Origin of the sequence: Lactiplantibacillus fabifermentans DSM 21115 (genome assembly GCF_000498955.2) — a bacterium.
In the GTDB taxonomy this organism is placed as follows: domain Bacteria; phylum Bacillota; class Bacilli; order Lactobacillales; family Lactobacillaceae; genus Lactiplantibacillus; species Lactiplantibacillus fabifermentans.
The window spans coordinates 37026-47914 of sequence record NZ_AYGX02000047.1 but is presented as its reverse complement, the minus strand read 5'-3'; the positions used below and the strand labels follow the sequence as shown (position 1 = coordinate 47914).

Here is a 10889-nt window from a genome sequence, read left to right as displayed (position 1 = left end):
GTTATGCTGAACAATTTGTCCAAAAATTCGGATTAAATTTGCAATCTACCGTAAACTAAAATCAACTTTAGAAACGGGTGATTTTAGATGAAAATTTATTTTGCGGCTTCGATTCGAGGCGGCCGCAATGATGCGTCGTTGTATCAAGCCCTAATTGATGATTTAAAGACGCGGCATACGGTTTTGACTGAACATATTGGCAATCCGAATTTAACCGCGGATGGTCAGATACAACTCACTGATCAAGCCATTCGCGACCGCGATATTGATTGGTTGAAAGCCGCGGATATGGTAGTGGCTGAAACGACTAATCCGAGTTTGGGGGTTGGTTATGAATTGGCGTATGCGGAGAAAATAAAAACGCCCGTCCTCATTTTGCATCGTGACCAAGTGAATCATTTGTCTGCGATGATTAATGGGACCGGCTATTTTGACAAAATCTTTAGTTATCAGACCGTTGCGGATGCGCTAGCAATTTTGCAACGAGAATTACCTTAATGACCTTTTGGACGCCAGAAACTTGTGACGTCCTTTTTAGTCGTTAAATTATACTTAATCGCCGTGGTTAACAAGTCGTAATTAATGGGACCGTCATAATTGATTTGCCACAACATTTTAGTCGTGTGGTCGCCACCAGCGGTAATTTGTTCCCGGAAGTAATCGAGGGGGGCCGCTTCTAAAGCCACGTTAAAATGCGCTTTAGCGACGCTGAACCCAATAATAAAGGTGCCATGATCGGTAAACATTGGTTGATTCCAGGCAAAGCGGGGAGTCAATTGGGGGAAGGTCGTTGTAACCCAGTTTAAAACGGTAACGAATTGGTCGCGTTGGGCTGCATCCGGCATCGCATCCGTGAAAGCAGTAAAATCTGTGAGTTTTGGTAATAAGTTAGTCGACATAAGGTTTCCTCGTTTTTGATTAATTTTAATGAAAAAGGCGTTTAAACGCAATTAATCCCCCTCCATCGGCCCACAACGATGAAGGGGGATTAATGATAATTTGGCATGGTTTTGCTTGCGGGATAAGTTAACGGTCACGGCGGGCGGGGATTCGGCAAATTGACCATGCAAGCCCACTACGATTCGCATGATTACTTTGCCAAGTACCCGCCGTTCCTGAGAGTTAAGCGGTTGGTATGGCTAATTGCCAGTGCCAGTTTGGATTGGTCGTCCGCGTATATTGAACTGGCGTCGAATAGACTCGGTTGTGTGGCCGTTGTTTGCTGGCATGGTACCGGCGCACCGTTCCTTGGCTAACTAAATGGTTATTACGCATCGTCATCAGTTCCTTTCGTAATTGAATGACTTTAGTTTAGTCCGAAACGCAACTGACAACTACCGAGTTTTCATAAGGGTTAAATAAGAATTTCTTATAAACGCGATTAACGTTCTTCTTTACTAATATAAATGGGCCGGTGCTTTTCTTCCAAATATTGGCGACCCACATATTTACCAAGAATCCCGATGCAGAATAATTGCAATCCACCAAGCATTAAAATAATCGTCATCATCGACGGCCAGCCCATGGTTGGATCACCGAAGATTAAGGCGCGGACAACGATAAAAATCATGGCAAAAATCGAAATAATGAAGGCGACGATACCTAAAAATGAGGCCATCGCTAACGGCTTTTCGGAGAAGTTAATAATACCATCTAAGGAATAGCTCACTAAGTCACTAAATGACCAGTGTGTTTCACCAGCGACGCGGTCGTGATTTTCATAACCGATATACTTGGTTTTAAAGCCGACCCAGCTGAAAATGCCCTTAGAAAAGCGATTGTATTCTGGTAAATCTAAAACGGCATCCACGACTTGCCGAGTCATCAATCGATAATCACGGGCGCTGCGTTCGATGCGGGTGTGTGAAATCTTGTTAATGAAGCCATAAAAGGCATTCGAGAAAAATGACCGAATGACCGGTTCGCCTTTGCGGTCAACCCGTTTAGTACCAACGATATCATAGTGGGCCTCTAAAATGCCGGACATCATTTGCGGTAACAATTCGGGGGGATCTTGTAAATCAACATCCATTACCGCAATCAGTTCTCCGGTCGCATGTTGTAAACCGGCGTATAAAGCCGCCTCCTTACCAAAGTTACGGGAAAATGAAACGTAGTGGACATGTTCAGCATCCGTATGGGCTAAGGTTTTTAATTCGCGGAACGTATCATCAGATGAGCCATCATCGATGAACCAGTATTCCATTTGATATTCGGGCCACGTGACGTGGATTTTTTCAGTGTAAACTTTTTGAACGGCCTGATAGAACAAAGGAATGGATTCTTGTTCGTTATAGCAGGGCACGATAATTGATATTTTTTTCATAGTCGAAAGCTTCTTTCGTTAAAAGGTTATCTGCGTCAGTTAACGAAAACACCGCTAACCGTCACTCGCTGAATACAGTCTAACGAGATTCGATTAGCGGTGCTAGCTACAAAAGCTGAAGTTATTCTGAAGTTTTCTCAGAATGATTGACACTGAGCTTAATGTTAAAACTAGTGCCGTGGGGCTGGTGGTCAGTGACACTAATTTCAGCTTGATTCAAGTGGACGAGGCGCTCAACAATTGCTAAGCCTAAGCCGGTTCCGGGTATCTTTTGCGAGCGCGCTTGGTCGACGCGATAGAAGCGTTCAAAAATATGCGCTTTGTCATCATCGCTAATACCAGCACCCAAATCCGCAATTTGAATGGTTGGCGCTCCGTGCACCATACTAGTTGTCACCGTGATGGGCGCATCGGCCGGTGAATATTTATTGGCATTATTTAGCAGTGCAATCAAAATTTGTTGCAAACTGTCCGTATTGACCGTCGCCATCATGACTTTGGTCGCCATGTCGGCGTGAATGGGCTGACTAATGTTAGGTTGGTAATTGTCAATCGTGTCTTGTACGATTTGGTTCACATCGACGTAATTCATCTCAATGCTGACGTGGTCCATCCGGGAGAGCCGTAACAAACTTTCAACCATTTTTTGCATCCGTTCTGATTCGTTATCAATGAACTTCAACGATTTCGGAATGATTTCTGGATGCTGGTCACCACGGCGCTTGATTAAACTAATATGACCGCGAATGGCCGTCAACGGCGTCCGCAATTCATGCGAAGCATCGGACACAAATTGGTGGTCCCGTAAGGCCTGTTCATTCAGTGATTGTAGCAGCTGGTTAATTTCGGTCCCCAAATCATGCACTTCAACTGGATTGGCCGGAACCGGCAAGGCCTCCCGGTATGACAAACTTTCGGCGTGGTTGATTTTTTTAGCCGCGCTCGTTAAGTCTGCTAACGGTTGATTCAAGCGGCGTGCCAACCAGACGACGACTAAATACCCCAGTGATCCGCACAAGATTAAAACGAGCACTAAGTCGAGTAGAATCAACCGGAAAATGTGGAGGACGTTGTCGAGACTCGTCCACGTTTCATAATAAATATATTTAGATTCGGTCCCGGAACGGTAAAAAATCCCGTAACCATCAATATAGCGAATATCTGGACCAAAAGGTAATTTATATTGTTTGGCTCTTAAAAAACGTTTCGTATGTTTTGAATAAAAAGTTTGATGCGGGCGTTTGGGCATTTTTGTGCGAACTTTAACAAAGGTATCTTTAGTATCAATGGGACTATTTAGGTTCCACTGATTCCAATCCGGTTCGTCATCAATAATGGAACGTTTCAAACTTTTTAATAACGTTTCGGCATCTTCCATCCGGTTACGGGTAAGTCGGTAACCGACGACCACCGAAATTGTCGCACCGGTTACTAACACGACCAAAATCAGCATGATGGAAAAGGCCCGAGTGATTTGAGCGGCGTTTGAATGACCCCGGAAGTTAGGCATGGACATCATCTCGCAGACAATAGCCAACGCCGCGGACCGTATGAATTAACTTGCGGTCGCTTTCAGTGTCGACTTTATGCCGCAAGTAGCGGACGTAGACATCGACAATATTAGGTTGGCCTTCAAAGTCGACACCCCAAACTTGATCGAGCAATTCATCACGCGTGAGGGTGTCGCCGGCATGTTGCATCAAAGTTAATAATAATTCGTATTCGCGTTGTGTTAATTGAACGAGGCGCCGATTCCGGTGAACTTGACGCGCTTTAGTATCCAATTCCAAATCGGCATATTGATAAATCTGTGGGGTCGCTTGATTTTGCTCGGAATGTCGTAAAATCACGCGAATTCGGGCCAATAATTCTTCGGTGTCAAATGGTTTAGTGATGTAATCATCCGCACCACCGTCCAAGCCGGCGACTTTATCACCGACGTAATCGCGCGCCGTCATCATAATGACCGGAATATCATCATGCTTACGAATCCGCCGTAAAACTTCGAGACCGTCCATCTTCGGTAACATCCAGTCTAAAATAATTAAATCTAAATCATCTTTTTGCGCTTCATAAATCTCATAAGCTGCTTGACCATCGCCAGCTGTGACGACCTCATAGTCTTCAAAAGTTAATTCTTGTTGTAAAAAGTCAACGACGCTTTCTTCATCGTCGACTAACAAAATTTTCGTCATAAATTTTCTCCGTTTTCTAAAATCGTTTAACTCCAGTATAACGGTCTTTAGATTAAATTTTTAATAATATCAATCGCATTATAACTAAAAATATTGAGTATCGCTAGAACGGTAAAATAAAAGCATTCTGAGAATTTCTCAGAATGCTTAAAACTAGTGCCGGCGTCGCGACAGCAGGCGCCAGATAACAAAGCTCAGCGTCCCGATTATTGAAAGAATCGTACTGAAAAGTAACGCTGGGACATGATATTGCAACTTGATTTGGTTATGACCGGGTTTGATGGGGACTGCCGTCAAATTACCAAGCGCGGCTTTGGTCTTAACGGTTTCGCCATTGACGGTCGCGTGCCAAGCTTGATCATACGGAATCGCCACGTAGAGCCAGTGACGCGCTTGTTGATTTTGCATCGTGCCGCTGACGATGGTTTGCCAACCGCGCGCATGGTATTTCGGTACGAATTGACTCGTCTTCAAGTAACGATAGACTTGGTTGAATTGACTCATTTGTAGGCTCGCCAAGCGAACTTGACCACTGAGCTGCCGATGCGCCGAATTGAACGTCACGCGCACAGTAGCGCCACGTTTGAAGTTGCCGAGATGCCATAACAGTCGGGAGTCGTCGGCGTTAACGGTCGGCGTGACCGATTGGCCGTTGACTGTGATACTGGAATATTGTGATAAGCCTAAGTAGTCATCAAAGTACAACGGTCCGGTCGCGGTCGTTTTAAAGATCAAGCGATGATGATACGAGTAATCGCTCGACTGGGTCCGGCGACTGGTGGCCGTGGTCAGGGCAACGTCATGAAAATAGGGCGTTGCCTGTGGTCGCAGGAGTTGCAAGATTTTTTCTTGGTTCGCTAAGGCGCGGGTCGCTGATAGCTGTAGTTGGGTGACTTCACTGGGCACCGCGAACCCCATACCCAAGTAATGATGGTTAGGGATGGTCGTCGCATCGCCGTGACGGTTCAATAAGACATCGTATTTAATCCCCAGCAGCATTGAACTGACCGGAGTTAAGCCTTCCGAACTGATGCGGCGGGCATTGCGTGAGTACAAGCCTAGTTGGTCTAACATTACCCGGGTCTTTTCATTTAATGTCGAACTGTAATAGTTAATGTCGTGAAAATTAAATAACATCGGATCATTGTAATTGTTATATTTTTCTTGATAAGCGCGATTGATTAAGGTATTTGTATTGTCAACGCGATATAGTTGGCCATCCGGGTCATTGACAGCGGTCATCTGCGTATATTCACTCGAATAAGCTTGCTGATACATCGCTTGGCTACCAAAACTCGTGTTGGCCATACTCAGACTAAAGTTACCGCCGAGTTCACTCAACATAATTACCGCTAAGCCGGATGTTTGCCACCAGCGCTTGGTGGTCCATAAAACTAATGCCGTCAGGGCCACACTTACAAGACTGAGCATTAAGGTCGTGACCGGAATTTTAAATTGTAACAGCCAATTAGTGACCCACCCAATCAGCAATAGCCCACTTAAGCCGAGCGTCAAACGCCAGCGCCACGCGGGCGTCACGTGTTGTGGTCCCGCTTGCCAAGCTTGCATGGCAATCATGATTAAAGCAAAGCTGAAGAAAAAGGCGTTACGGAACGGAAAGCCCTCTGGTTGTTGAAACAAGTGCCAAATCGTATTGAATAGCTCGATACCCATACTTAGTAATAGGGCGCCTAAGAACCAGGCCGTATGCACCTTAGTCGTCCGTTTAATGGACGGTAAGGTGAAAAAGGCACCGACTAATAAAATGACGGCGGTTGTGCTAAAAATCGTGGGTGCGTGGGTCAACCGATTTTGATACGTATTGGCGCCCAACGCTAATTGACTAAAAATATCGGTACCAAATTGCGGCACTGGTAGGAAGATTTGCCAAGCATGACTGCTTTTGGCCGTCTGCATTAACCCTAGGGCTGTGGGTATCAAAATGAATAGGGCACTGACGACACTGAGTAAACCGGTGAGGATAATTTCCCGTAACCGGGGCCAACGTTGCCGTAAATCATCACGCCAGTTGGTTTGTTTAGTTTCAAATAATTGATAAATTAAATAATATCCGATAAATAAAATTGTCATGTAGCCGAGGTAAAAGTCGGTCACGATGCTGACCCACAGCCACCAAAAGAACCGGCCGGCCTGCCCATCATTTAATAAGCGATCGAGACCATCGATGATTAGTGGTAACCAGATTAGGGCATCGAGCCACATCAAGTCAAAATAATTCATCGCGACAAATCCACATAAAGCAAAGGCCGTTCCCAACAAAGCCGTCATGATTTGCGTCGTGTGAAAGTGACGTTGCAGCCAATAGGTCATCGTGAACCCAATTGCGGTAATCTTACTCATTAAAATAATGGTAATGGCAATCGGTAAGTCGGCGGCGCTAAAGCCTAAAACGATTAAATTAAACGGACTCATTAAATAATACGCCACGGTCGGCACTAAACTCCCACCGAGTGATTGTGAAAATGAGTAAAATTGAAAATTATGATAAATCAAAGCATGGCGATAACTCGTGAAAAATGATAAGTACTGAGTCCCCATATCACTAATTAAAAAATTGTGATCGCCAAACGGGGTGATTTGTTGATAACTAAAGACCGTGACTAAAACGAGCAAAGTTAAGCCACTGGCTAGCAGTGGCGCTCGCCAAAAACGGCTTATTCGGTTGATAGACATGTTTCCACTCCAATTCCCCATATTCAAAGTGTTTTCTTAGCGAAGTTGGCGCTGGTAACACCAATTGTAAGAATGTCGGTAGCCAACGAGTAAAGCGCACCAGTTAGCGACAAGTTTTATTATAACTGTTAACTAACTAGTCTGCAGGTCTGTACGCCTCGGTAATGTGAGGTGGGTGTACTTGCGTCGGCTGGCTGCTGACACCTTTAGCTAAATAAATTCGCATTTGGTCGTCAATTTTTCACTAACATAAACTATTCCCCGCAATAAAGCAAAAATTAAGCTATTTTGGTAAAGTTGCTTTGTAAGCTTATTTTTTCCTGTCACATTATTTTTTTAACTAGACCGGAACCGCTATAATAAAAATAAGTATCCAGACGAGGGAGTCCAGCACATTTGGGGTGGCTGCGACTCAGTTAAACATGGCACTTTCCTTAGTATTGCTAGCTTGTTTGACAATGCGAACTGCTGAAAAAAGAAAAGATTCTGAAGTTTTCTCAGATGGCGTTCACGCAATACCACTAGTTTCATTGTTGATGAGTCACTATACTAATTGTCAATACCTGTGAAACACAGGCAGTTAGGTATTTATTTAGGGGGAATTGATAATGAAACAACCACGGTTAACGATTGTCGTACCTTGCTACAATGAAGAAGCGGTCTTGCCGGAGTCTTCACAAGTATTAGGCGCGATTTTAAATAAAATGATTACTAATAAGCAAGTTAATCCGGCCAGTCGCATTTTGTTCGTGGACGATGGTAGCCATGATCAAACCTGGTCACTCATTCAACAATATGAACAAACTGAGCCAATCTTCAGCGGTCTTAAATTTAGTCGCAATTTTGGTCATCAAAATGCGTTAATGGCCGGCATGAAAGTGGCCGGCAAATATTCGGATGCGGTCATTACGATTGACGCTGACTTGCAAGATGATCCGAAACTCATTCCAGAAATGGTTACCCGGTTTACGGCCGGCAGTGAAATCGTCTTAGGTGTTCGCAATGACCGGTCCACCGATTCGCGTTTTAAACGGTTTACGGCCGAAACGTTCTACGGCTTGATGCAAAAAATTGGGGTGCAACTCGTGCCGGATCATGCCGACTTTCGGTTATTGAGTCAACGGGCGGTCGATGCCTTGATGGAATATCAAGAAACCAATTTATTCTTACGCGGGATCATTCCACAATTAGGGTTACCAACGACCAAACTGTATTATCGGCGGCAACCTCGGTTTGCCGGTGAATCTAAATATCCCTTTAAAAAGATGGTGGCCTTCGCCTTGGATGGCATTACGTCATTTTCAATTGCCCCAATCAAAGCCATTATGTCGTTAGGGGTGATTGTCATTGGTATCAGCTTGCTGATGATGATTTACGCGGTCGCGCGATTCTTTACCGGCAATGTGATTAATGGCTGGACCTCGCTGATGACTAGTCTGTGGTTTTTAGGTGGCATTCAATTGATTGGGATTAGTATTATCGGTGAATACATTGGTAAAATTTTCGCCGAAGTTAAACATCGCCCGCGTTATATTATTGAAGAAGACGATTATTCGGCTCGTCAACAACCGGTCTTAATCGTTAAACGCCAACGGGTTCAATGAAATATTTAATGCGCCCATTGAACTGGGCCGTTGCGACCATCTTTGCGGGCGCGATGATTGTTGCAACGTTTTTTCCGGTTCAAATTTTTGCCGATAAAGACTGGGCACCGCCACTAGCGATGCTCTTAGTGGCAGCCGGTTTGTTACTAAGCTATCTGAACTTGCAACACTTCGCGCGGCGGTGGTCACCCACCACGTATCGCCGGGTACTATGGGGTATCGGCGGCTTAATCGTCATTGCGCAGCTGGCAGTGGCGCTTAGCTTTGTCGACGCTGGTCGCGCGGATGCTTTCTTTGTTCGCAATCAAGCGATTGCTTTAGCGCAAGGTCTTTTGAACTGGAGTCAATATTTCAAAATTTATCCCAATAATGTGAACTTCACGTTGTTGGAAGCTGGCTTCTTAAAAGTTGCATTCAGTTTAGGCTGGCAGACGCCATGGGCCGGGCTCAATGTGTTACGGTTCATCTGGATTGACACTGGGCTACTAGCGGGACTGGTTTTACTCAAGCATTGGCGTAACTGGCAACCGGGTGCGCTGAGCTATTTATTAGCTTGGGGACTGAGTGTGCCACTATATGCTTACGGTGTCTTTGCTTATACGGATGCACTAGTGTTGCCACTGATGGTCGATGTTGCCGCCTTACTGGTCATTGTCCGGCAAAAAACGGGCTGGCAACGGTGGCTATGGTCCATGCTAAGCTGGCTAGTTCTAGGCTTGGGCATCGTCATGAAGAGCAACATGATCGTTGTCTGGGTTGCCGTTGTGCTCATTTTATGCGTAGCGGCATGGCAACATCAATGGTCATGGCGACTCGTTGGTCAGTGGCTGATCGGTAGTATGGTTGTCTTGGTCCTGTTTTCTGGTGGGATGAACCGCTTGGCTAAAGTGAACGGTTATCAAAAAGATGCTAATACCGCGTTACCGGTGACGAGTTGGATGGCGATGAGTTTAAATCCAAAACTCGACGGTCAATATAACCATGCTGACTTTACTAAGGTCCGGCTGGCGAAAACGGCCGCGGCTAAAAAGCAAACGGCGCAGACGATGATTAAGACGCGGGTCACTAAGATGGGTGCGCGTGGGTTAGTCGTCCATCTGGCCCGCAAATTTCGGGTCTTCTTTGCAACGGGTGACTTTGACAGCTTCAAATTAACGACGCAATGGTTGCAGGCGCCGCGCTGGTATATACGCCATCAACGTAGCTGGCAGTTTTGGCTGGTGTTGTGGACGCAGTGTTGGTACTTAGTTTGGCTGTTAGGTGGTATCGTGGCGGTACTTCGGCGGCGTCAAGCGGCGTTAAGCTTAGAATTATTGGCGCTAGCCACTTTAGGGTTAACCATGTTTCACGTTGGCTTGTGGGAAGTGGAAGCCCGTTATGCGTTGCCATTGTTACCGGTCGTGTTAATGCTCGGGATTCAAGGCTGGTCAACGGTGTGGCTGCCCGTATTAACCAAAAAACGACTCGCTTTAGCAAGTGGAGTGACCGTTGTGGGGGCCGTCATCGTCAGTGGGCAATTACTGAATTTAAGTAATCAAACTCATTTGAAGCAAACTAGTGTGACTCGTCAAGGTAATGGCTCATACGTGTTACCGGATACCTTGAAAATCGCGGTGGGGCAAACCCAAACAGTACATTTGACGACTCCGATTGCTAGTAACGAGCTAGAATTGCATCCGGCGTCTAAAACGGGTCGCGTGACGGTGACCATCCGGCAAGCGGGCCACCTGATCAAACGCGTGACTGGTACGCCCAAAAAGACGACGACGGTTAACTATCGCCAGACAAAGGCCGGTGCTTTGACGATTTCGATTACGAATCGTGGACCACGAGCGGTGACGTATCATGATGTCAAGAGTTGGTACAATCAACAAACGGGCCAGCGCTTTACTAAAGCGCAACCCGCCTTACAATATAAGATTTTCTTGAATCATAAGCGTTCAAACTTGAGTACACTAACGACCGTTACGACCTTGGTCGGACTCTTGAGCCTGAGTCTGATGGCAAGTTGGTGGGCGTTATGGCGTCACTCAATCGCTAAATAACGCAAAAGTCCTTTAATCGTGATGC

9 protein-coding genes are annotated in these 10889 nt (G+C 45.6%); 3 read left to right on the top strand and 6 right to left on the bottom strand.

Annotation, left to right across the window (positions count from 1 at the left end; translation table 11 throughout):
• Positions 1-87 precede the first annotated feature (87 nt).
• Positions 88-498, top strand: a complete 411-nt coding sequence (locus tag DY78_RS04060; protein ID WP_024625772.1) for a nucleoside 2-deoxyribosyltransferase — start codon at positions 88-90, stop codon at positions 496-498.
• On the opposite strand, the gene DY78_RS04055 is transcribed toward DY78_RS04060, so the two are convergent.
• The 6 genes from DY78_RS04055 to DY78_RS04035 all read right to left on the bottom strand — a co-directional run bounded on the left by DY78_RS04055 (position 495) and on the right by DY78_RS04035 (position 7215).
• Positions 495-845, bottom strand: a complete 351-nt coding sequence (locus tag DY78_RS04055; protein WP_033612841.1) for an iron chaperone — start codon at positions 843-845, stop codon at positions 495-497. The genes DY78_RS04060 and DY78_RS04055 overlap by 4 nt on opposite strands.
• A gap of 277 nt (positions 846-1122) precedes the next feature.
• Positions 1123-1275 (bottom strand): hypothetical protein, encoded by a 153-nt coding sequence (locus tag DY78_RS16000; RefSeq protein ID WP_156093436.1) that lies wholly within the window; start codon positions 1273-1275, stop codon positions 1123-1125.
• 106 nt (positions 1276-1381) lie between these two features.
• On the bottom strand, positions 1382-2326 hold the full coding sequence (locus DY78_RS04050) for a glycosyltransferase family 2 protein (protein ID WP_033613918.1): 945 nt from the start codon (positions 2324-2326) through the stop codon (positions 1382-1384).
• A gap of 121 nt (positions 2327-2447) precedes the next feature.
• On the bottom strand, positions 2448-3836 hold the full coding sequence (locus tag DY78_RS04045) for a sensor histidine kinase (protein ID WP_024625775.1): 1389 nt from the start codon (positions 3834-3836) through the stop codon (positions 2448-2450).
• Positions 3829-4521 carry a response regulator transcription factor gene (locus DY78_RS04040; protein ID WP_024625776.1) on the bottom strand — a complete coding sequence of 231 codons (693 nt, stop codon included), beginning with the start codon at positions 4519-4521 and terminating at the stop codon, positions 3829-3831. Before DY78_RS04040 ends, DY78_RS04045 begins: the two co-directional genes overlap by 8 nt.
• A 153-nt stretch (positions 4522-4674) precedes the next feature.
• On the bottom strand, positions 4675-7215 hold the full coding sequence (locus DY78_RS04035) for a YfhO family protein (protein WP_024625777.1): 2541 nt from the start codon (positions 7213-7215) through the stop codon (positions 4675-4677).
• A 608-nt stretch (positions 7216-7823) separates the two neighbouring features.
• Here DY78_RS04035 and DY78_RS04030 point away from each other — a divergent pair.
• Both DY78_RS04030 and DY78_RS04025 read left to right on the top strand, forming a co-directional pair.
• Complete coding sequence (locus tag DY78_RS04030; protein ID WP_024625778.1) at positions 7824-8819, top strand: glycosyltransferase family 2 protein; 996 nt, start codon at positions 7824-7826, stop codon at positions 8817-8819.
• Positions 8816-10864, top strand: a complete 2049-nt coding sequence (locus DY78_RS04025) for a hypothetical protein (protein WP_024625779.1) — start codon at positions 8816-8818, stop codon at positions 10862-10864. The genes DY78_RS04030 and DY78_RS04025 overlap by 4 nt, the downstream gene beginning before the upstream one ends.
• Positions 10865-10889 lie beyond the last annotated feature (25 nt).